18 protein-coding genes and 2 pseudogenes are annotated in these 21,666 nt (G+C 38.1%); 11 read left to right on the forward strand and 9 right to left on the reverse strand.

The annotated features are described in order from the left end of the window. Nucleotides 1-4,041 (forward strand): Eco57I restriction-modification methylase domain-containing protein, encoded by a 4,041-nt coding sequence (locus tag HMPREF1222_RS05450; RefSeq protein WP_016518546.1) that lies wholly within the window; start codon nucleotides 1-3, stop codon nucleotides 4,039-4,041. A 5-nt stretch (nucleotides 4,042-4,046) separates the two neighbouring features. Continuing rightward, nucleotides 4,047-4,799 carry a hypothetical protein gene (locus tag HMPREF1222_RS05455; RefSeq protein WP_016518547.1) on the forward strand — a complete coding sequence of 251 codons (753 nt, stop codon included), beginning with the start codon at nucleotides 4,047-4,049 and terminating at the stop codon, nucleotides 4,797-4,799. Nucleotides 4,800-4,833: 34 nt separating this feature from the next. Here HMPREF1222_RS05455 and HMPREF1222_RS05460 read toward each other — a convergent pair whose 3' ends face one another. From HMPREF1222_RS05460 to HMPREF1222_RS13125, 6 genes are all read right to left on the reverse strand, one after another. Continuing rightward, the gene (locus HMPREF1222_RS05460; protein WP_016518548.1) at nucleotides 4,834-5,328 is read right to left on the reverse strand and encodes a restriction endonuclease subunit S domain-containing protein; all 495 of its coding nucleotides are present in this window, start codon (nucleotides 5,326-5,328) and stop codon (nucleotides 4,834-4,836) included. Nucleotides 5,329-5,424: 96 nt separating this feature from the next. Continuing rightward, nucleotides 5,425-6,300, reverse strand: a complete 876-nt coding sequence (gene fic, locus HMPREF1222_RS05465; RefSeq protein WP_016518549.1) for a protein adenylyltransferase Fic — start codon at nucleotides 6,298-6,300, stop codon at nucleotides 5,425-5,427. A gap of 34 nt (nucleotides 6,301-6,334) precedes the next feature. After that, entirely contained in the window at nucleotides 6,335-6,961 is a 627-nt protein-coding gene (locus tag HMPREF1222_RS05470; RefSeq protein ID WP_016518550.1) for a hypothetical protein, read from the reverse strand. Next, a complete protein-coding gene (locus HMPREF1222_RS05475; RefSeq protein WP_016518551.1) occupies nucleotides 6,954-7,814 on the reverse strand; it encodes an ImmA/IrrE family metallo-endopeptidase in 861 nt (286 codons plus the stop codon). Before HMPREF1222_RS05475 ends, HMPREF1222_RS05470 begins: the two co-directional genes overlap by 8 nt. Next, the gene (locus HMPREF1222_RS05480; RefSeq protein WP_016518552.1) at nucleotides 7,811-8,152 is read right to left on the reverse strand and encodes a helix-turn-helix domain-containing protein; all 342 of its coding nucleotides are present in this window, start codon (nucleotides 8,150-8,152) and stop codon (nucleotides 7,811-7,813) included. The genes HMPREF1222_RS05475 and HMPREF1222_RS05480 overlap by 4 nt, the downstream gene beginning before the upstream one ends. 84 nt (nucleotides 8,153-8,236) lie before the next feature. After that, nucleotides 8,237-9,787 carry a type I restriction endonuclease subunit R gene (locus tag HMPREF1222_RS13125; RefSeq protein WP_016518553.1) on the reverse strand — a complete coding sequence of 517 codons (1,551 nt, stop codon included), beginning with the start codon at nucleotides 9,785-9,787 and terminating at the stop codon, nucleotides 8,237-8,239. Nucleotides 9,788-10,135: 348 nt separating this feature from the next. Between HMPREF1222_RS13125 and HMPREF1222_RS05490 the strand changes: the two genes are divergently transcribed. Genes HMPREF1222_RS05490 through HMPREF1222_RS05500 form a run of 3 tightly spaced genes read left to right on the forward strand, consistent with a single transcriptional unit; the run spans nucleotide 10,136 to nucleotide 11,828 of the window. Continuing rightward, nucleotides 10,136-10,360, forward strand: coding sequence for an AbrB/MazE/SpoVT family DNA-binding domain-containing protein (locus tag HMPREF1222_RS05490; RefSeq protein ID WP_016518554.1), 225 nt, complete (start codon nucleotides 10,136-10,138; stop codon nucleotides 10,358-10,360). Continuing rightward, nucleotides 10,357-11,082, forward strand: coding sequence for an ABC transporter ATP-binding protein (locus HMPREF1222_RS05495; RefSeq protein ID WP_016518555.1), 726 nt, complete (start codon nucleotides 10,357-10,359; stop codon nucleotides 11,080-11,082). Before HMPREF1222_RS05490 ends, HMPREF1222_RS05495 begins: the two co-directional genes overlap by 4 nt. After that, nucleotides 11,079-11,828, forward strand: a complete 750-nt coding sequence (locus HMPREF1222_RS05500; protein WP_016518556.1) for an ABC transporter permease — start codon at nucleotides 11,079-11,081, stop codon at nucleotides 11,826-11,828. The genes HMPREF1222_RS05495 and HMPREF1222_RS05500 overlap by 4 nt, the downstream gene beginning before the upstream one ends. 215 nt (nucleotides 11,829-12,043) lie before the next feature. Here the strand turns inward: HMPREF1222_RS05500 and HMPREF1222_RS05505 are convergent, their stop codons facing one another. After that, entirely contained in the window at nucleotides 12,044-12,961 is a 918-nt protein-coding gene (locus HMPREF1222_RS05505; RefSeq protein ID WP_016518557.1) for a YaaC family protein, read from the reverse strand. A 245-nt stretch (nucleotides 12,962-13,206) separates the two neighbouring features. Next, complete coding sequence (locus HMPREF1222_RS05510) at nucleotides 13,207-13,917, reverse strand: hypothetical protein (protein ID WP_016518558.1); 711 nt, start codon at nucleotides 13,915-13,917, stop codon at nucleotides 13,207-13,209. Between the two features lie 665 nt (nucleotides 13,918-14,582). On the opposite strand from HMPREF1222_RS05510, the pseudogene HMPREF1222_RS05520 reads away from it, so the two are divergent. Continuing rightward, a pseudogene (locus HMPREF1222_RS05520) lies at nucleotides 14,583-15,167 on the forward strand (MptD family putative ECF transporter S component). 54 nt (nucleotides 15,168-15,221) lie between these two features. Here HMPREF1222_RS05520 and HMPREF1222_RS05525 read toward each other — a convergent pair. Further along, a complete protein-coding gene (locus HMPREF1222_RS05525; protein ID WP_016518561.1) occupies nucleotides 15,222-16,616 on the reverse strand; it encodes a hypothetical protein in 1,395 nt (464 codons plus the stop codon). Between the two features lie 577 nt (nucleotides 16,617-17,193). Between HMPREF1222_RS05525 and HMPREF1222_RS13430 the strand changes: the two are divergent. From HMPREF1222_RS13430 to HMPREF1222_RS05545, 5 genes and pseudogenes are all read left to right on the forward strand, one after another. Then, nucleotides 17,194-17,756 (forward strand): annotated as a pseudogene (locus tag HMPREF1222_RS13430) (ABC transporter transmembrane domain-containing protein); the annotation flags it as partial. A 43-nt stretch (nucleotides 17,757-17,799) separates the two neighbouring features. Further along, complete coding sequence (locus HMPREF1222_RS12720; RefSeq protein ID WP_155997579.1) at nucleotides 17,800-17,961, forward strand: ABC transporter ATP-binding protein/permease; 162 nt, start codon at nucleotides 17,800-17,802, stop codon at nucleotides 17,959-17,961. Nucleotides 17,962-18,216: 255 nt separating this feature from the next. After that, nucleotides 18,217-19,701: an ABC transporter ATP-binding protein gene (locus HMPREF1222_RS05535; protein WP_016518564.1), complete on the forward strand. Its 1,485-nt coding sequence runs from the start codon at nucleotides 18,217-18,219 to the stop codon at nucleotides 19,699-19,701. Between the two features lie 352 nt (nucleotides 19,702-20,053). Further along, nucleotides 20,054-20,695 (forward strand): TM1812 family CRISPR-associated protein, encoded by a 642-nt coding sequence (locus HMPREF1222_RS05540; protein WP_016518565.1) that lies wholly within the window; start codon nucleotides 20,054-20,056, stop codon nucleotides 20,693-20,695. A gap of 18 nt (nucleotides 20,696-20,713) precedes the next feature. Then, nucleotides 20,714-21,652 (forward strand): hypothetical protein, encoded by a 939-nt coding sequence (locus tag HMPREF1222_RS05545; protein WP_155997581.1) that lies wholly within the window; start codon nucleotides 20,714-20,716, stop codon nucleotides 21,650-21,652. The last annotated feature ends 14 nt before the right edge of the window (nucleotides 21,653-21,666 follow it).

The following is a 21,666-nucleotide window of genomic DNA, read 5'->3' on the forward strand; positions in this document are numbered from 1 at the left end:
ATGGCGACTTTTAAACAAACTTTTGAACCGAAACTTATTTATGTTTATAGAATCAACGACTCCGCTCATGACGGAATCTTAAAAGTCGGAGAGGCTTCATGTGCCGAAGCCGGAATGCAGTATTTTGCGCTACAGCCTAATTCAAAAATGCTGAATGACGCTGCAAAAGAGCGTATTCGACATCAGACACAGACAGCAGGTGTCTCTTTTGAACTTCTTTACACAGAAATAACCGCCTATCAATCCGGAAAAGAGTTGAAAGTATTCCAAGATCATGAAATTCACAATATTCTCAAACGTTCGGGAATCAAACAAAAATCTTTTGCGACAGATTCAAATGGTCATAAAGCGAATGAATGGTTTTATACGGATCTTGAAACGGTAAAAAAAGCCATTGCAGCAGCAAAAGGGGAAAGAACTTCATTAAATGCCTCCGAAATTTCAAAAGATAAAAGTCCTATTCAGTTCCGCCCGGAGCAGCAGGAAGCAATCGACAAAACAATCAAACAGTTCAAAAAGAAAAATTCCGGCAACCAAATGCTTTGGAATGCAAAAATGCGTTTCGGGAAAACACTTACTGCACTTCAGGTTATCAAGGAGATGAACTTCTACCGTACTTTGATTTTGACTCACAGACCTGTAGTTGATAAAGGTTGGTTTGAAGACTATGCAAAAATCTTTTATGACAGAAACGACTTTTATTATTTTTCAAAAAATAACGGCGGAGATGTGTCAGATGAAAGTAATTTTCATGAAATGGTAAAATCAACTCAGAAAAACGGTTTAACCGATTACCACTTCATTTATTTTGCTTCCATCCAAGATATGCGCGGTTCGGAAATCGTAGGCGGCAAGTTTGACAAGAACGAAGAAATTTTCGATGTTGATTGGGATTTAATCATCATCGATGAAGCGCATGAAGGAACACAGACGGAACTCGGGAAAAATGTAATAGCAAAATGTCGTAAACCCGATACAAAGATTCTTCATCTTTCAGGGACTCCCTTTAATCTGATGGATGACTTTAAAGAAGATGAAATTTATACATGGGACTATATAATGGAGCAGAGAGCAAAAGCCGAGTGGGAATCGATCCATCAGGGAGACCCGAACCCTTATGCTTGTTTGCCGAAACTCAATATCTTTACATACAACCTTGGAGCTTTGTATCCCGAATATGCGGATGCGGATATTGCATTCAATTTTAGAGAGTTTTTCCGCGTAGATGAGAACGGAGATTTTATTCACGAAAGCAATGTTAAACAATTTTTGAACTTACTTACAAAAGAAGATAAAGACTCCAACTATCCATATTCAACTCGGGAATATAGAGAAAACTTCCGCCATTCACTTTGGGTGATTCCCGGCGTAAAAGAAGCCCGTGCTTTAAGTAAACTCCTGCAAAAGCATCCGATTTTCAGTCAGTTTGGAATTGTAAACGTTGCCGGAGACGGCGACGAAGAAGTGGACTCAAGCGATGCCCTTGCAGCCGTTGAAAAAGCAATGGGAAAACATCCGGAAGAAACATATACAATCACATTAAGCTGCGGTCGCCTTACAACCGGTGTCAGTGTAAAACCGTGGACCGCTTGTTTTATGCTTGCAGGAACTTATTCAACCGCGGCAAGTACATATATGCAAACGATTTTCCGTGTTCAAACACCTGCAATTATCGGCGGAAAACAAAAAGAAGAATGTTTCGTATTCGACTTTGCACCCGACAGAACTCTAAAAGTAATTGCGGAAACCGCAAAAATCAGTTCAAAAGCAGGTCACACAAGTGAAAGCGACAGGGAGATTTTAGGCGAGTTTATAAACTTCTGTCCTATAATCGGGTTTGAAGGCTCGAAGATGATTGATTACGACACTTCGAAAATGCTTGAGCAGCTTAAAAAAGTTTATGTCGAAAGGGTCGTTAGAAACGGTTTTGAAGACGGATATCTTTACAATAATGACTTGCTGAAGCTTGATGCCGTTGAGTTAAAAGAATTTGAAGGCCTCAAGAAAATCATCGGTACGACAAAAGCAATGGCGAAAACCGGTGAAATCGACATTAACTCTTTGGGATTTACTGAAGAAGAATTTGAGCAATTAAATGATTCAAAGAAAAAACTGAACGAAAAAAGAGAATTAGATCCTAAAGAGCAGGCTTTAAGAGAAAAACGTGCAGAAGCAAAAAAGAACAGAGACGCAGCCGTTTCAATTTTACGCGGAATTTCCATTCGAATGCCGCTTTTGATTTACGGAGCGGAGCTGAATAAAAATCTTGACGGTTCTGATAATGAAGCCGAACTTACAATAGATAATTTTACCGCTCTCGTTGATGATATTTCCTGGGCGGAATTCATGCCTGTCGGCGTTACAAAAGATGTATTCAACTCATTCAAAAAATACTATGATCCCGATGTATTCCATGCAGCCGGAAAACGTATCAGAGAAATGGCAAGAGCGGCGGATAATCTTTGCATAGAAGAGCGTATTGAACGCATCGGCACAATTTTTAATACATTCCGTAATCCCGATAAAGAAACGGTTTTAACTCCGTGGCGTGTCGTAAATATGCACATGACAGACTGTCTCGGCGGGTGGAGATTTTATGATGAAAAATATGAAAATCCGATAACGGAACCCGTTTTTGTAGAACAAGCGGAAGTAACCGAAAACGTTTATAAAAAGAACTCAAAGATTCTCGAAATAAATTCCAAAAGCGGACTTTACGCCCTTTACTGTGCATATTCCGTATATCGCACACGAGCAAAATTCGAACTGGGAGCGAAACCGACACGAGCAATGGAAAAAGAGCTTTGGGATAAAGTTCTGGATGAAAATATTTATGTAATCTGTAGAACCCCAATGGCAAAGGGCATTACGAGGCGAACGCTTGCAGGTTTTACAGGTGCAAAAGTAAATTCACACAGTTTTGACGATCTTGTCATGCAATTAAAACATAAGCCCGATAGCTTTATCAGCAAAGTCTTAAACCCCGGTTTTTGGAAAAAAGAAGGAACAGCAAATATGAAATTCGATGCAATTGTAGGAAATCCACCTTATCAGGAAACATTACAAGGTTCTAGTGATACTCCAATCTATCACTATTTTTATGATGCTGCATTTAAATTAAGCAATTTAGTTACATTGATTACACCAGCAAGATTTTTATTTAAAGCTGGGAAAACTCCAAAAGAATGGAATGAAAAAATATTAAATGATGAACATTTTAAAGCTGTAAAATACTTCCAGATTAGTGATGATGTTTTCCCAAGAACAGATATTAAAGGTGGTGTTTGTATAACTTTGCGAGATGAAAGTAAGATTTTTGGAAAAATAGGTTTATTCTCAAATTATCCTGAATTAAATTCAATTCTTGATAAAGTTTTAACTCATGAAGATTTTAAAACATTGAAAGATTTGGTTTATGCTCCAGAAAGTTATAGACTTTCAAAAAAATTACACGAAATGCATTCTGACGTAAAAGATTTATTAAGTTCTGGACATATGTTTGATGTAACAACGAATATTTTTGAAAAGTTGAATGAATTTTTCTTTGATGAAAAACCTAGTGATAAGAAAGAATATATAAAAATATATGGAAGATTTAACAATGAAAGAGTTTTTAAGTTTATTTGTAAAGATTTCATTGATGAACATGAAAACCTTTATAAATGGAAAGTATTTGTTCCAAAATCAAATGGATCGGGGGCGATAGGCGAAGTTCTATCGACCCCGATAGTCGGCGAGCCGATAGTCGGCCACACTCAAACTTTTATTAGCATTGGAAAGTTTGAAACAGAATTTGAAGCAACTTCTTTGTTGAAATACATAAAATCAAAGTTTGCTAGAACATTATTAGGAACATTAAAAGCGACACAGGATAATAAAAAAGAAACTTGGGCAAATGTTCCCCTTCAAGACTTCACTGAAAACTCTGGCATCGACTGGGAAAAATCTGTGCATGAAATCGATCAACAGTTATACAAAAAATACGGCTTAGAAAAGAACGAAATCGAGTTCATCGAAAAGATGATTAAAACGATGGAGTAGAGAAATTGACCAATTTTAAAATATCTTTCGATACCAAAAACTTAGAGAATCAATTTAAAAAACAATTACAGGATGCACAACGCAAGGCTAAACAAGAAGCCTTAAAACGGCAGAGAACTGAAATTGCTCGGAATATTGTTCAAAAACAGGAAATTATCGGAGGAATAAGAATGTTGGATAAAAGTTCGGAAGTTGTATTGGAAGTATTATTAAAATTATCCGAACAATGCAATTCATTGGATTTCGAAGCTAATTACGATGAATTGCCGGACGGTTATGCAGACGGATTAACGCAAATCCTTGAAAACTTACAAGCGTACGGTCTGGTGTTCAGGCATATTGAATTTATGGGAGGTAACTTTATGGTGATTTTATCTCCGCAAGCTAGAACTTACTTCAAGGATAAAGAAGAAGCATTAAGAAAAGAGGAGGAAAAACAGACAACCCAAAACATAAACATTACTGCAACTGGAAGTAATATAACATTCGGTTCAATTATTAATTCTACTTTATCTGCGGAAAATATTGTTTCAACCATTGAAAAAGAAATTGAAGAAAAGGGCGGAAATGATAAGGAAGAGTTAAAAGAATTACTTGAGGAAGTAAAAGAGTTATGTGAAGGATTCCAAGTGAATAATCCTTTACCGAAAAGGAAAAAGCTTATGGAAAAATTATCAAATCACATGTCGAAGCACGGTTGGTTTTATGGGGAAATTGTAGGTCTAATCGGTTCTGCAGCTATGTCTGCAATGATGTGAGCTACCGATTTGTTAAATGAAGCTGTCGGGATATTCAACAACATTTGCAAGAAGTGTACAGAGTGACTGTTTCAGCAGATCTTATTCCCATGTAACGGAAACAGTGATGCTGGATGAAAAAGAATGGCAGAAGAGTATACTTTTTTATTTCAGTCTTTATTCCGCCTTTTGCTTGTTTTTTCAGGGTTTCGATAAAAGTGGGACTTTTGACAAAGTATTTAAAATACTCTAAATCAACAACTGAATCATCGAATATATATGAAGAATAATGGATTGTTGCTGTAACGGGTTCTGTTCCCTGATATACTGCAATAGCCCCTTTTGCCACGTTAATTCCGGAAATAACCAAATCACCCGGCTGAACAACAATCATATCAGTTTTAGAAGGTTTTTCGGAAATATGAACTGTTCCGGAAAAATCTATTTTATCAAGACGTTTATATGTTGCGATAGCGTTATCATCGGGTTTGTATCGGCCTTGTCGTTCTGTCAGGAACTCCCCAATCCTAACTTTCTTCCATTCTCCCATCTTTTATTCCTTCAGTAAATCCATCATGTCCCAAGTATACTCCTTTTCGGGATATATAGCAAAGATATGTACCAAATATTGAGGAAATGGTGTATATTACTCCGCTTCTTCGTAATAATAGGAATAATCAATCCCTTTCATAAACATTTCACGGTCATTGATTTTATCGGTCAGAGCATTTTGCAGCAAAGCCTTTATTTTGCTTGAGTCGATTACGCTTTCCGCCATAGCTTCCAGATATTCTCTTTTATTGATTTTGCTCCAATCGATGCACTTTTTTAATGTACGCTTGAGAATTAAATCCAGCCATATCCTTGTTGTTCTTCCGTTACCTTCACGGAAAGGATGGGCGATATTCATCTCGACATATTTTTCTGCAATCTGTTCAAACGTTGTATCCGGCATTTTCTCTATTCCGGCAAGATTTTGTTCAAGGAACTCTGCCGCTGCAAACTGAAAACCGCCTTTTGAAATATTTACGGTTCTTATTTTACCGGCAAAATCATAGAGCCCTCCAAAAAGATAGGCATGAATCTGCTTCAAGCCCTTTATTGTCCCAACTTCAATACTGTCCAGCAATGAACTTTCAAAAAGTGCGTATGCCTTTGTTTTACTCTTTGCGTCTATTGTTTCTTCAGAATAGGTAAACCACTGGATAAACGGCACGGATTTATTGTTCGGAAAATTTTTTGCAAGCTCTATTACTTGATTGTAATCAATGACGTTTGATAACCGTTTTTTACCATCAGGCGCGGTAAGTTTGAACTGGGTAGTAACACTACCCAGTTGATTATTTTCTTTTTTCAGTTTTGCTTTTAAGTATTTCCAGTAGTTACGGTTCTTTTCGTATTCATGCTGTTCATTTAGAACACCGATGATATCAAGCACACTAAACCACCATTTGGACTGTTCTTCATCCCAAACGACGCGAACTTCCGTATCATTAAAAAATCTAATCGATATTTTATCCATCTTGTCCCTTATACCTTAAAAGCAATAATACTACTTATTTGTATTCCCCCATAAATTCATTGAGGGTCTTTGGTATTACTTTTTGTCTAATTCTTGGACTACAGAATTCTTTATATAATGCTTTTAAGGCTTTCTTTTTATCTTTATCCGGATTTGATTTATAGGCTATTCCAAGAAGTGTTTCAAAACCAACTATTGATATATTGTGTAAATCTTCTATTTCGTTACAGACATCACAAGCATCTGTATCTTTTGATGAGAAAAATAATATATTATAGTAACAGGCATACGCAAGAGAATGAACTTCACCCTGATTTTTGTTTTTATTAAATGGTGCATACATTAACGGATGATCATGAATTTCGTTAAATACCCGCATAAACTCTGGATCAGAATTAAACAAGTCTTTATCTGAGACTACCGTTACATTCTTCCCAACATATCCATCAATAATTTTTTTTGTTTCATTATCCAATTCTTGATAGACAACTTCATGAATCAATATTTTTTCAAAATAAGAAAGTACATCATCCATCCAATTTTTTTTCATATTTTCGAGAGAATAGTCCTGATTTGTTTGACGTTTATCAATTCCGACCATGAAAATACAGGTATCTATTATGATGGGGGTATCTTTCTTTATTTCTAAATAATTATTCATTACGTATCAGAGATTCCTTTATTTGAGCTTCTGATAAACTAAATTTCTTGATTATTTCGTTTACAGTTGTATCATCAAGTCGACCGCTGTTATAGAGAAACGGGACTAAATCGTAAAGTTGTTCATTTATATACATATTTGATTTAGAATATAATTCTTTGATATAAGGATTATCTGCAAAACTTTCAATCAAAATCTTTTTGATTTCTTTATAATGATTAATCATAAAATCGATATCTGTGATTTTTTCTTCTTTTAGTCTATACATAACAGCTTTTAAGGGTAATGAGTATTTTATAACAAGTAAAAAACAGAATAATATTTGTTTTGGCAATGGAACCTGCTCAAAAGTTCCATAATATTTTATTAATTGTTCAACTTCTATTGATAAAGCATCTTCCGGTAATAAAAATTCTGCTGCGAAACGGTTCGCCTTTATCTCTTCTTTATCATTTTTATTAAAGAAACACACAATTGAATCTTTTGTATTTCCTGTGAAACTGTACAAGTAATGATAGTATTCATGGGCAGCAGCAAATATCTGATTAATAAGAGGTTTTTCGCTGTTAATTATTATATATTTACGATTTGATTTTGAAGAATATTTTATAATCATTGCATCAAGTTCCGAATCCTTAAAATTTTGAAGTTGGAATACAATATCATTGTTTTGTGCAATCATTGAAAAAACATTCATTCCAATTGGTGCATTTACACCGTATACCCCTCTTGAATCTTTAGATTGTTTTTTTATTTGCCGAATTTCAGAACCACTCAGTTCTCCACTGCCAAATATATATCCGGATTGAGAAAGACTTTTTATTATTTCATCGATATTATCTGTTAACTTCATTTACTAATCCTGTCATAAAGAGCAAATAAATATTCACGCATTCCTATTTTTTCTAAGACGTCTGTAAGACTTGCTTTATCCAAATCAGCTATTTTTCCCATGAGAAATGCCATAGGCATATCATCTGAGGTTTCCCAATAGTCTTCAGCACGATGATTGGTTATACGGCAGTAATTTGCAAAAACATCTTTTGAGGGTGCTCGTTTTCCCTGTTCAAAAAGTGACACTAATGTGTGATTATCCAATTTCAATTTATGCGCAAAATCAGCCTGAGTAAGATTATTGATTTTACGGTATTCTTTAACATCACTTGAGAATTTCTGCAAATTAAAATTCATAATAACTCTTCTTCCCCCTATATATTATACTACATACATCGACAAAATGTTACAAATTGTAACAAAAATCATAGAAAAATACAATTACGCCGCGTATATTTCATTCTCAAGTTCCTTGAGTGCAGCCAGATGCTTCTCTTTCCCACCGAATATTTTTACAATTTCTGCCGGTGTTCCCAGATTCTTCAAAGGCTCTATCGTAAGCACCTGCATTTCTTCAATATTCTCTATACCTGTTTCAGCATATTTATCCAGCAAAGCGTTTAATACACGCCGTGCATTTTCACCGTACTTTGCCCAATAATTTCTTTTACGGACATTTTCGACCCGTTCCTTACGGGTAAGCGCCGGGGCATCGGTACCGGTACTCATCAGTTTTGAAGTGGTCGCAATCACAGGGAACGGTGCTTCCGGGTTTATAAAATCTTCAAGATACCCCTTTGCAACAGGATCATCACCGGTAATACGGACAATATAGGTATCAGATTTTCCGGTAATTTCCGGAACGGCGTATCGTAACAGCGCCTGACGCATTCGCTCTGCATGTTCTATATCGACACAAAAGACAATGGTCTTTGCCATCGGCTCTGAATTATTCAGATATTCCATAATCTTTTTGGCAACTACATCTGTCCGCTCATCGATAACAATGCTTCGGTCAAAGCCTTTTCTATTGTAGAGGCGGTCTTCTATTATTTCGCCGTTTACATCTGTCTTGCTGCGTTCAGGACGGTAGCCTTCTAAATCAACACCCCTGACGCAGAGCATCGGGGGTGTTGTTCTCATAAGGTGGTTGCAGTCGGCTTTCATCCCCTTTATTACGGCGCAGAGCGCCGGGGTATGAAACCCTCCGCACGAATCGACATTCATTCCAACACGAAGCACTTTGTATGGAGCCAAAAAGCCGTCATCAATTCCTTGTTTTAACGAATAGGTATAAATCGGCTCTCCAAAATATTCTATGTTCGAGAGATTCTTTGTCTCTTTCGGTGTAGCGGTCATACCAATCTGTGTTGCTGAACTGAAATACTGTAGGATTTTATGCCATGCTTTATCAGCATCAACCGAACCGCGATGGCACTCATCTACAATGATAAGGTCAAAGAAGTTTGGACTGAAATTTTTGTAAGCATCCGCCTCGTCATCATAATTAGTCAGCCCCTGATACAAGGCAAGGTAGATTTCATACGATGTATCGATTTTTTTCTGTTTGATAATATGACATTTATCCTTGAAATGCTTAAAGTCACCTTTTTTAGTTTGCGTTATAAGGTTGTTTCTGTCAGCTAAATACAAAATTCTCTTTTTTATTTTTGATTTCCAAAGGCGATAGATAATCTGAAATGCCGTATACGTTTTACCGGTTCCCGTTGCCATAACAAGCAGGAGACGGTTTTCTCCGCGGGCAATCGCCTCTACTGTTCTATTGATGGCAATTCTCTTGTAATAGAGGATAATATCTGCGCGTTTTCTTATCCCTCGCTTTGTCTTTCTCCCTTTTACAAAAATACGCCCGTCTGTAAAAGAAACTTCCTCTTTCATTTGAGTCTGCATATTCCAGCCGGATTGTTCGATGGCAGGGAGTATATATTTAGAAATAATATCCCGTTCGGATAGCGCTTTCTTCACAAACATAGTTTATTATAATACGATTTTCTTCATTTATATAGCGGTTTTTCGCATTCGTGCGGTGGGGTATTACGACGGCGAGGCACAAGGGTTAGCGATGGGAGCTACGCTCACATCACGGACATCCTTGTCCGTACGGAAACGAAGTGGAGGAATGGAGCGAAAGCGGAACAGCGGACGTAGCGACCCGAACGCAGTGAGGGGAATCTCCATAAAAAATTCAAAAAGAATGATAAGACTGCGGTTAGATTATTGACATGGAAAGTAAGTTTCGTTATATTATATGGTATAAATCATACAAATCATACTTATTGCACTGATCATACTAATCATACTTGAAATAAGGAGGAGAAAATGAAGCATCCGGAGGGAAAATATGCGTGGACAGTTAAGGTTGGAGAGAAGGGGCAGTTTGTTATTCCGAAAGAAGCGCGGGATGTGTTTGGCATTAATCCCGGAGATACGTTGATTGTCTTGGCAGATATAGAGAAAGGTATCGCGATCCCGCCTAAAAATATGTTTGCACATTTTATGGAGACTATTTTTAATCAAAATGAACCGGAGGAGGGGGAAAAATGAGTGCCATTGTAACCGACCGGCTGACAAAAAAATACGGCGATGTTGCTGCTGTAGATAATCTTAATTTGACTGTTGAGCAGGGTGAATTATTTGCCTTACTTGGGGTGAACGGAGCGGGAAAAACCACAACCATTAAGATGCTTTCTTGTCTGATAAAGCCTACGAGCGGGGATGCCGTGTTGCTTGGGAACAGTATTGTTGCAGAGCCCAGCGCGATAAAGGAAAAAATCAATATTTCGCCTCAGGAAACGGCGGTGGCTGCGAATTTGTCGGTTTTAGAGAACTTGGAGCTGATTGCGGGAATTTACGGGCAAGGCGGTAAAACGGCAAAGAAAAACGCGTACGAGATGGCTCAAAAATTCAAATTGGAACATGAATTGAATAAAAAAGCAACACGCTTATCGGGTGGAATGCAGCGGCGCCTTTCTATTGCAATGGCGCTGATTTCCGATCCGCAGATTTTATTTCTTGATGAGCCGACGCTCGGACTTGATGTGCTGGCGCGCCGTGAGTTATGGGCATCCATTAGAGCATTAAAAGGAAAAGTGACGATCATCCTGACAACGCATTATATGGATGAAGTTGAAACGCTGTCCGACCGTGTGGGAATAATGGCAAAGGGCACGTTAAAAGCGATTGGGACGGTAGCGGAATTAACGGCACAAACGGGTACGTCTAAATTGGAGGATGCTTTTGTTGCGCTTTCGGGAGGTGAGTTATGAGGATACTGTTATTTGCAAGAAGAAATACAAGAAAAGTTTTGCGGGATCCCGTCAATTTCTTTTTCGGTCTGGGATTTCCTCTCGTACTGTTGGTTCTTCTGTCCATTACCAATGGAGCCATTCCGCCTGAAGCCGGAAATCCGATGTTTGAAATAAGAAATCTTGCACCGGGCTTGGCGATGTTCGGGAGCGTATTTATGGCGTTATTTGCGGGGATGTTGCTTTCAAAAGACCGTACCTCATCTTTCTTAATGCGCTTGTTTACGTCTCCGATGACGTCCGTAGATTTTATTTTGGGCTACACGTTGCCTATGCTCGCTATGACAATAGTGCAGGCGGCGATAACCTTATTGGCGGCGAAAGCTTTTGGGCTTGAAATAACGGTGTACTTTCTGTTTGCGGTTATTGTAACAGCGTTGACCTCTCTGCTGTTCGTGGGGTTAGGACTGCTTTTCGGCAGTCTGATGAATGATAAGGCGGTCGGCGGTGTTTGCGGAGCTTTGTTGACAAATGTTGCGGGATGGTTATCCGGAGTATTTATCCCGATCGATTTAATAGGCGGCGCTTTTAAAACGATAACACATATCCTGCCGTTCTATCATAGTGCTGAAGCGATACGGGCAACCTTAAGCGGCAATTTCAGTCAGGTCTTTTCTCATTTGGCTGTTGTGATGGGCTATACGGTGGTTGTCTTTGTGCTTGCGATTGTTGTCTTTCAACGGAGAATGAATGGGGAGAAAGGATAGGGGGAAGGGGGGTAAGAGAGGGATAGAAAAAGAGGTTATTTAAAAGATATGGGGCATCTTGCAAAAAACTTAAGAAGATGTCCCGTAGTATGCAAGGCTGCACTGCAGTATCTCGAATATGATGAGATGATGGGGTGATCGCTCTACAGAGCAGCTGTCCAACTATCACTTAACCTGCATTGCTGCACTAAGACAATGTCAGGGTGAAGGAGGTGTTAGATTAATATTTCGTATCTATTAGTCAATTTTCTTGCTATATATGCCCAAAATTTAAAAAACATTGTTCTTAGCATTTTCTCAATAATAACCAACTCATTAGAGTTTATTTTTTCATACCAATTCTTAGGCTTATACCTAACGAGTGATGAATATTTCAAAAAAATAAGATATATTGATAATAATTCATCATCCTTACTTATACTTGAATCAAGAAAAAGCTTCCCATTACAATCAAAGTAAATAATATCATTTAATGGATCTTCTATATTTACTTTTGAAAAAACTACTTTTGTTTCAGTAGTATCTCTAATGGTGTATAAATCATTATTATTTAAATTTTTATCATAAAAGGTTTTATCAACGACCAGCCAATGGAAATACCAGTGTGCCCGCATATGTCCTGATTCATACATATAGTCTTGACAATAGCAAACTGGAACAAAATCTGTTTTACAATCAGAAAAAACCATTGGTAAATATTCATATAAATCAGGAATTCTTTTGTATAACTGCAACAATGAATAGGAATTATTACTCATTGGATTTTGTATTTTCATCAATTCAAGAAATGTACCTCTATTAGAAATAGATACATCATTTACATTTTTTGAAGTAGCCCCATGACTCGAAAACATTGATTCAAGAGTTGATAATTTAATATTATGAATACCATTATTTATTATAATAAATACTTTTGATAAATTTAAAAGTGAGTAAAATTGAATAAGAGGAACGGTTTCAATTGAGGCATTACTTTGTAGATTTGCATATTCAACAGCTTGCTTAAAACAATGGCGTAAATATAATTTTGAACTTCCATTTTTCATTTTTTTTAAATAATTATTAACAGATATATTAATTAATCCTTCATTTTCTTGAATTGAGTTTTTAACGGATAATACAAAAGATCTCATTCCAACTCCTTGCCCACTGGGGAAATCCAACATTGTTTTAAACCGCAACGCAGTTCGACTGTGCTGTTGGCTTTAAAAACAGTGCTATGCTTATATTTACGCTATCAATTTATCTTCCAAATAGCATAGTAAAAATAAGGCGTTTTTCTATTTATAAGAATTAAATTTCCATAATAAACCTTATAAATCTACAGCTTGCTTATCAGAAGCTTTCAAATAAATCAAGTTCACAATTTCTAAAATTGTTATGACGAATAGCCAATTCCAAGTATTTTCTTTTTCTCCTCGATTTGTTTTGCTCGGTCATTGATATGTTTGAGAGCAGGAATCGGGCGGTTAGTTATTTTGATTTCTTCCTCTTCAAGTTCATCAATTTTGCCGGCATCCTTTGCCGCCATTACTTTTATGATGTCTACGATATCGTCAATCTGTTCCACGCCGATAACTACCCCGCCCGTTACATTTGCAATCCATGAGAAAAATTCCGGATGGTCAAGACGGGAAACACGATGGCTGAAGTCTCCAATTTCAACCTCATGCAAAGAGGTAAGACGGCGGTAATCAACACGGGTAGAACAATAGACGGAATTTATTATCGTACCATGTTTGAATAAACTTTCCGTAATAGCAAAATAATCATAGCCGTTATCACATTCATCGGGTTCATGGGGCCGAGCATCTCCAAATAAAACAATTGAACGAGTATTTATCTCACTCCAGTTTAAATTCTGAGCTTCATACAAAGCATCTCCATTTATTGGGAATAAGTCAAGATATAATAAGTTGGTAACCAAGGAAATATTATCCATTGCATTGAAGGCATCCGTGACGGCTTCCCAACGGTTTTCATCTATATCTCGAATTCCGTCCGGAATTGTAGGATATACACGGAACAAATGATCAAGATAATTTCTCTGGTTTGCGTATTCGATACTTAACTGCATCCAATGATTCATTATGGCTTCCTCGATATCAGCGATGCTGATGGGGCTTCTTCTAAAAATCTAACCAAGTTGTTAGAAATGCTATATAATTTATTTATCTAGCGTATTATACCTCAATATCTAATTTTCTACAATAAGAGAAGGTTGATACCCTTTGAATTATGTTTCTATAATCGTTGACACACATACGTGTATCAAAAATGCCGACACAGACGCCACTGGTTCCATGCAGAAGCGATGTTTTTGCTTTGCCAAAACTCGCGTCCAAGAATTGACACGGATGTCAGCTTCAGCACCGTCATGGATGACGGTGGTTCCATGCAGTAACAAGTTTGTGCAACAAACTTGTAGTGAACGAATGTACATGGAGGTACATTCGTTCGCGTTGCGTGAGAGATTGCAGCGATAGCCTTTTTGCTGTCAGTACGAGCATTAGCAGTTTATGAAACGTAAGCGGAATAACACTACTTATAAGAATGCAGTAACAGCAAAAAGCTACAAGCGGAAAGCTCGACGGTTTTGAGCGGTACGCACAAAACCGGCACGCCTATAATCAAAAAAAAATACAATTTTATCTACTTATTATTTCAGCAAAAATATATCGCTATCAGACAAACTTTTACCGATTTTGCGGACAGTTTATGCAAAAAAATATATATATCTAAAGAGGTATATTTATGAATACATGGAAAATCAGCCACTTTGTTTTGATCGGTTTAATGGCGGCGATTTATGCAGCTGTTATTTATGGCGTCGGAATACTGACGTCCGTTACTATTCCTATTATGCACGTGTTTGCACCCAGCATGACGGGCATTCTTATGGGGCCTATCATCCTGTTCGTTGTAAAGACTGTCCGGCGGTTCGGAGCATTAACGCTGTTGGCAGGACTGGGTGTCGCGCTCTTTACGCTGACGGGAATGGGAAGTATTAACTGTCTGATTTTTGTTGTGATTGCAGGCTTGATAAGCGATGTGATTATCACAAAAACAGGGTTCAAAACACTTTCAATCGCTGCAGGTCACGGACTTACACAGGCAGCATATTTTGGCGGAGGTGTGGTTCCCCTCATCTTCTTTTTAGAACGGTAATTGGCGAAGTGGCAGGAAATGGGTATGAGCTCGGACGAAATACGTGAATATGTACAATACTTTACCGGTGCTTTTGCTGTAATAGGACTTGTATTAGCTGTTGTCTTCGGCATTGCAGGCGTGTATATCGGCAAGCTCATCTTAAAACGGCATTTTAAGGATATGGACTAGGGGAAGCGAAAAAGACAAAAAACCTGACAAAAAGCATACGTTATTGTATACTTTTTATCTTAGAGATTTTTGATATTTTTTTAAGAGCTTAGAAACTCTATTGCATTCAAAGTCATCCTTTTTAAATCGTCCTAATATTTTATTAATATTATTAATCTCTAAATTGTTTGAATCTTCTAAGAAATCTAGGAAAGCTGTACTTTTTATAGAAGTCTTCAGTTCTTCTAATAATTTATGTTCTTCATACATTGTATCTATTTCTATATCCAATATTGTAGGATCCTTTATATAGTCTTTGTAAAAATTTTCGATTTTTTCTTTTGAAAACATACGAATTTTCTCTCTATTTTCGATGTATGGAAGCCAAGGAGTCTCAACAAAAAAACGAGTAACTGATAAAAGATCAAGTATTAGCATATTTGATAAGTAAATGGTTTCATTGGTATTCAGATCACCATGTGCAATTTTATTTCTGAGTACAGGGAAAGAGAATGCAAAATATTCATATTCTAAAAAAGCATAAATATGATTTCTAATATAAGTAAGCTTAAAATTTAAAGACTGGGCATATAAATCTTTTTTTTCAGCTTTCAATTCGATACACATATCTTCAAAAAGACCTTCAATAAAGAGAGGCACTAAATTACTAAAAACAAAATAATCTTTGTTTTCATATACTTTTAATATTTTTTCAAATAGATGCTTTTTTTTGTTTAAGATATGGTTAGCATCGACATGACATCGAATTTTATTTTCAATTTTTTCTGTTTTACAGTATTCTAAAATTATATCTTTAAAACGTTCAAAATCATTATAATATATATCAATCATCTCGTCTAAATTAGGTATCCCGAGATTTAAAAACTTATTTGTAACTTCATTTACTGTATCAATATCTCCCTTTGTTAATTTCTTTACCTTATTATATTTATAAATAAGTTCTCCATCTCTCTCAGCATAATGTGCTCCGAACATAATCTTCTGAGTCAAAAAAGTGATTAATGCTTCTTTCTTTTGTGAATACACATCTATATAAAACTTCATTCTATTTTGCTGGTAGTTTTCTTTTCCATCTAAGTACCTTTTCTCTTTTTTAATTTTTTCTAGTCTGTCTAATTCATTTTTGCACGAAGTAATATTCTCATTACATATATTTAAATCTTCGATGGCAGCTTCATAATCTTCAATAAAAACTCTTGCTGGCAACTGATTGATATTAAGATAATTTTTACAAAAATACTCGTAAAAGTTATGTTCTGTATTCGGAAAAGAGTCATCTTCAGTGATATTACAAATTTCTTGTCGTACTAAATCAAAGGAATCATGATACACATTTACGTTGATTTTATCTTTTAAAAAATTCTTTGCCAATAAACTATAACTACTAAACTTTCTATAATCATGTTTTTTAATATTTTTGCATTCTTCAATAAAATCATCTTTATTCATCTTCTAATCACCTCGTAAATTATTTATCTAATTCCACAGCCTAAAACTTTCATTTTTATAAGTGATGATATTACTACACCGGCAATAATTCTATCAATCCTATTTATCTTTATACTGGAATAAATTTATTTATAAAATATACTCAATTTTATGTTAATGGGCAAATCAATTCTAAATTTTCACAAAATAATTACAAATATATTTCCATTTCATAAAAGCCTTATTGTAACAATAGTAGATGGAAACAGATATACACATACGCAAAAAATATATTACACCTTTCTTTTATGCTCAAAGCAAGAACATGTCACTAACAGACAAACTTTTATCTGTTTTCGGACAGCTTATTCGAAAAGATATATAAATGAATTATGCAATTTAAAGATTTTACAAAAGAACATATTCCGATTTATGGCGTTTCCGTGCTGTTGGCAATTGGGGCGGTTTTTTTTCGACCTTGTACCGTATTATCTGGTGTACCGGCTGCTGCTTGATGTTGCGCAAGGCTGCAGTGAGCGGACGGCGCTGCAGTATGCAGCTGCTGATTTTGCTTGCGCTCTCGCTTCAAATTCTGATGCACTGTCTTTCGACTGCGCTCTCGCATAAGACGGCGTTTTCCATTTTGAAAAAAATACGACTTGCCGTCACGGAAAAGATGATGCGTATGCCGCTCGGCTACACACAGACAAAGGGGAGCGGTTATTTTCACAGTTTGCTGATCGACAGCACCGAGCGACTTGAATATCCGCTTGCACATGCAATCCCCGAAACGACTTCAAACGTGCTGCTACCGGTCAGTATTATCGCAAGTTTAACTGCGGCCGCTAAAATTTCGCGGTCGCAGTTAAACGCCGAGTTTTGCGTAATCGCAAAACATCGCTGATTGGAGTGCTTTTCAGCTTTGATTGGCGGATGGGACTTTCACTATTGGCGCCTGCGGGATTGACCTTGCTTTTTTATCTTCCGATGTATATCGGCATTATGAACGAATTTGCCGCGACCTATTATACAATGCTTGAAACGATGAACGGCCGCGTTATCGAATATATCCGCGGGAATAAAGAAATAAAAATTTTCGGACGGGAAGATGCGGCGCTCTCAAAATATGACACCTCCATCGACGAGTATAAAACCGCAACGCCATCGGCTGTCGACGGTTACCGGCTGCGATCAAATTATCGTGATGAATAACGGAACAGTCGCAGCAACGGGAACACACAGCGAACTTTTGAGAACCTCGCCGCTGTATGCAAAGCTGTGGGACACACACGAGCAAAGCCGCAACTGGAAGCTGGAGAGGGGAAAGGGGAATCGGTATGTTAAAAACGGTAAGGAATTTTATTAAATTGATGGGCAGGCAAAAAAAGCAATTGTATGCATCGCTCGTGTTAAGTTTTTTTGACGGCTGGCTGATCGTGGTTCCGTTGATGACCACCTTTCATATTACCGCGCGGATGCCGGAATTTAATCCTGGCGTTGCGGAGGCTTTGACGATGCCGGTAATAATCCGGTATTCGCTGATTATGTTGGCGAGTATTCTTGCCCGCATTGTGTTGCGCTATCTTGTTTCGTGTCTGCGGTCGGGTGGGGGTATAAGTGTATGGCGGAAGAGCGCAAAACGTTGGGGAAGGAATTGCGGAAGGTTCCGCTCGGTTTTTTTAGCGAAAAGAATTTGGGCGATGTGGTTTCAACGATTACCTCGGACGCAGCGTTTTTGGAAATAGAAGGCATCGGCGTTATTGAAAAAGTTGCGGTCGGCATTCCAACCTTTGTTATCGCACTGATTATCTGTCTTTCATTTGATTATCGCATTTTTATGCTTGTACTCGTGCTGCTGATGCCGACATGGTTTGCCTACCGATATCTTGCAACACGGCAAGATGCGCTCAATCTAAACCGGCAAAAATTGGTCGGGCAGGTAACGGAAGACACGATTGAATTTATCAAAGGACTGCATGTACTGAAAGCCTACAATATGGCGGAAAAACAATTTTCCAAAACGCAAGAATCATACGAAAGACTCCGCGTCTTTTCCGTACGGGGAGAGTTTGTGCATATCCCGCCGATGGGCATCTATCAATTATGCTTCCGCCTGATTACTACGGGTATCGTATTTCTTTCGGGGCTTTTTCTGGTGTATAAGGACTTTACATTCCCGCAAACATTTTTGTTGATGCTTGCTTCGTTCAGTCTTTTTACCGGCGCGGAAGCGATGGGCATATTCAGTATCTTTTCCAAGATGACGCAGCAGTCCATCGACCGGATGAATCAAATTAAGAGCATTCCTAAAATGCATGATTTGATGTGTGCGTCTAACATCGCGCCGGAAGAATTGAAGCGATTCGATATTTGTTTTGATCATGTGAATTTTGCATACAGCCAAACGTCGGTATTACGGGATGTGAGTTTTTGCGTACCGGAGGGAACGACGACAGCGCTCGTCGGACTTTCGGGGAGCGGCAAGACGACGGTTACAAATTTAGTTGCCCGCTTTTGGGATATTATGCAGGGACACGGGATGATCAGCATCGGCGGCAAGGAGATAAAAACGCCGTCCTATGAAAACCTATTGAAGAATATCAGCTTTGTGTTTCAAGATGTATTTTTGTTTAACGATACCGTGCTGAACAATATCCGAATAGGACGGCCTGATGCGACGGTTGAGGACGTGCAAGAAGCGGCTCGGCGCGCAGGTTGTGCGGATTTTATTGAAGCGATGGAAAGCGGCTATGACACCGTTATCGGAGAAGCAGGCTCACGGCTTTCCGGCGGAGAAAAGCAGCGTATTTCTATTGCACGGGCGCTTCTCAAGGATGCGCCGATTATCCTCTTGGATGAGGTAACGGCAAATGTCGATGTGGAAAACGAGCGGATGATCCAAACAGCGTTGCAAGAACTTTTGAAAAATAAAACGGTGATTATGATTGCCCATAAACTTTCTACCATACGTAACGCCGATCAGATACTCGTGCTCGAAAACGGAACAATCATCGAGCGAGGTATGCATGATGAACTGATTGCGCAAAACGGACTGTACCGCAGGCTGTGGAATATTCAATATGAAGCGGAACGGTGGATGATGTAGGAGAGAAACCGTGTTTCGATGAATCACAGCGGAGGATTACGACAGATCAATAAAAAGAATTCTTATATTACAGTGACTTCTCGTGAGATATATATGAAGTATTGCTTCAGGGCACCCCTATTCCGAAGGACGCGAAGCAAATCTATACCTGAGTTTTTGCAGGTTCCCACAATATAAAGCGGCGCAGTAGTTTGATAACATCCTTTTACAAATAAAAAGTTTGACCCATTTTTCAAAACTATGTAAACCCTTTTCTTTTTTCTCTCTTAAAATACAAAAATATGCTAAAATTGTGCTATAATCTGTCAACTTTTCTGTATTATGACGCTATTACGAGATAGTGAGGCTAAAAATGAAAAAAATTGTGTTTGTTGATATCCCCATGAAAAAAATGGATACAGCAGCTTATGGGCAGTGTTATGCGGAAACGGGAAATGCCGATTGCCGCTATACCGGTAAGGTGGTATTTCCTATCAATGCCGTGCTTGCAGAAAAATTGCAGAAAGGAGATCAGGTAAAAGCGGTACTCCTCACAACCATCACCGGCAAAGATCATTCAATAGAAAATGCCGAACTTTTTCAGCAGGAACTGAATTCGATTAATGCTGCTATCGGTGCGCATATTGAATATGAGCAGCTTGCAACGGATTTTGTTGAATCAAAAGCAAACCATGAAGTACGGCTCCGTAAAATGCTGCCGCTTATGGAAGAAGGCGCTGAACTCTATGCGGATATTACATTCGGACAAAAAACGATCCCCATGGTTTTAATGTGTGCCTTTCATTTTGCGGAAAAATTTTTTGATGCGGATGTAAAAAAAATCATATACGGCAAAGTTGAGTTTATCAAACATGCCGACGGAATAGCCTATCCTGAAAATCCTGAACTGTATGATATTACGCCGCTCTATTATTTAAATAATCTTATGGGGACAATGGAAGCTCCAAACGGAACAGAGGCATTAAAAGCCTTGGATGCCTTTTTTGCACTGTAAATAAAATGACCGGAGAGAATGATGGACAAAAAGCAGCAGGAAGCAAAGATTATCAGGATTGCAACGGAACTGTTTCCGTTTGTTCAACAGAAGAATACCGCCTGCGCAGAGTTTCTCACCTTGCGGACTAAGCTGACAGATGCCGTATGGCGTTGGGCTTTGCTGACATTCAATCCGGAAAAAATTAAAAATGCCGCGATTGAGATAATGGAATGTGTAAACCGCAGTGTGCTCAGCTATGAAGGAACTGCCGAACGTTATATTAACTATCTTGCACGCTCTTTAAAACAAGAAATAAACCGCGCAAATATAAAATTGCATACTTTTCACTCTGAAATCATTCCGCTCCCGGAGAACAAGCGGCGGAAATGGAATCGGCTGTGCGCCGCTGCTGCACACTATGGGAAAGATATAGAACGTGCTGAAACACAAGAATGGCTGGCAAAAAGAACCGGTGGTCAGATTAGCGAAATAATCAAGCTTATACAATGGCAGTTACAGACTGCTGTACAATCGGAACATATCGATTTCGAAAACGGCAATGGATATTCTCTGTTTGATTCTGCGGCACTATGCATCCAAAACGGTTACAAAACAGCAGATACCTTTTTAATAGAACAAGACTACATTGAGCACTACCTCCAGCGCATTGATGCTGTATTTACCGCATTGCAAGACCGCACAAAGCCGTATCTTTCCGCATTGCTGACCCATCGGGTGTTATGCGAACTAGATGCGGCAAAAGTAGACAGTACCGTAATAGCTGTAGTCTTGCGCAATGTACGCTTTTCAGATACGGAACATGGACGCACGCTCATCCGGCTATTTTTTGAAGCGAAAAGCTTCCCCACGCAAGAAGATATTGCCAAACAGTTCGGCAAAGATAAAACCGATGCAAGTAGAACGATAAGCATTTTTATCAAAAAGCTGCAAAAAATCTGTCAAGCGGCGGAATAAATGACATATAATAG

Origin of the sequence: Treponema vincentii F0403 (assembly GCF_000412995.1) — a bacterium.
GTDB lineage: Bacteria > Spirochaetota > Spirochaetia > Treponematales > Treponemataceae > Treponema > Treponema vincentii.

What these genes read in the sequence shown, in the direction of transcription:
- HMPREF1222_RS05545 (WP_155997581.1), top strand. Translation starts at nt 20,714, where the DNA reads ATGATGGACAAAAAGCAGCAGGAAGCAAAGATTATCAGGATTGCAACG.
- HMPREF1222_RS05495 (WP_016518555.1), top strand. Translation starts at nt 10,357, where the DNA reads ATGAGTGCCATTGTAACCGACCGGCTGACAAAAAAATACGGCGATGTT.
- HMPREF1222_RS05535 (WP_016518564.1), top strand. Translation starts at nt 18,217, where the DNA reads ATGGCGGAAGAGCGCAAAACGTTGGGGAAGGAATTGCGGAAGGTTCCG.
- HMPREF1222_RS05450 (WP_016518546.1), top strand. Translation starts at nt 1, where the DNA reads ATGGCGACTTTTAAACAAACTTTTGAACCGAAACTTATTTATGTTTAT.
- HMPREF1222_RS13125 (WP_016518553.1), bottom strand. Translation starts at nt 9,787, where the DNA reads ATGTTTGTGAAGAAAGCGCTATCCGAACGGGATATTATTTCTAAATAT.
- HMPREF1222_RS05510 (WP_016518558.1), bottom strand. Translation starts at nt 13,917, where the DNA reads ATGAATCATTGGATGCAGTTAAGTATCGAATACGCAAACCAGAGAAAT.
- fic (WP_016518549.1), bottom strand. Translation starts at nt 6,300, where the DNA reads ATGGATAAAATATCGATTAGATTTTTTAATGATACGGAAGTTCGCGTC.
- HMPREF1222_RS05470 (WP_016518550.1), bottom strand. Translation starts at nt 6,961, where the DNA reads ATGAATAATTATTTAGAAATAAAGAAAGATACCCCCATCATAATAGAT.
- HMPREF1222_RS05480 (WP_016518552.1), bottom strand. Translation starts at nt 8,152, where the DNA reads ATGAATTTTAATTTGCAGAAATTCTCAAGTGATGTTAAAGAATACCGT.
- HMPREF1222_RS05490 (WP_016518554.1), top strand. Translation starts at nt 10,136, where the DNA reads ATGAAGCATCCGGAGGGAAAATATGCGTGGACAGTTAAGGTTGGAGAG.
- HMPREF1222_RS05505 (WP_016518557.1), bottom strand. Translation starts at nt 12,961, where the DNA reads ATGAGATCTTTTGTATTATCCGTTAAAAACTCAATTCAAGAAAATGAA.
- HMPREF1222_RS05475 (WP_016518551.1), bottom strand. Translation starts at nt 7,814, where the DNA reads ATGAAGTTAACAGATAATATCGATGAAATAATAAAAAGTCTTTCTCAA.
- HMPREF1222_RS05525 (WP_016518561.1), bottom strand. Translation starts at nt 16,616, where the DNA reads ATGAATAAAGATGATTTTATTGAAGAATGCAAAAATATTAAAAAACAT.
- HMPREF1222_RS05460 (WP_016518548.1), bottom strand. Translation starts at nt 5,328, where the DNA reads ATGGGAGAATGGAAGAAAGTTAGGATTGGGGAGTTCCTGACAGAACGA.
- HMPREF1222_RS05540 (WP_016518565.1), top strand. Translation starts at nt 20,054, where the DNA reads ATGAAAAAAATTGTGTTTGTTGATATCCCCATGAAAAAAATGGATACA.
- HMPREF1222_RS05500 (WP_016518556.1), top strand. Translation starts at nt 11,079, where the DNA reads ATGAGGATACTGTTATTTGCAAGAAGAAATACAAGAAAAGTTTTGCGG.
- HMPREF1222_RS12720 (WP_155997579.1), top strand. Translation starts at nt 17,800, where the DNA reads ATGAATAACGGAACAGTCGCAGCAACGGGAACACACAGCGAACTTTTG.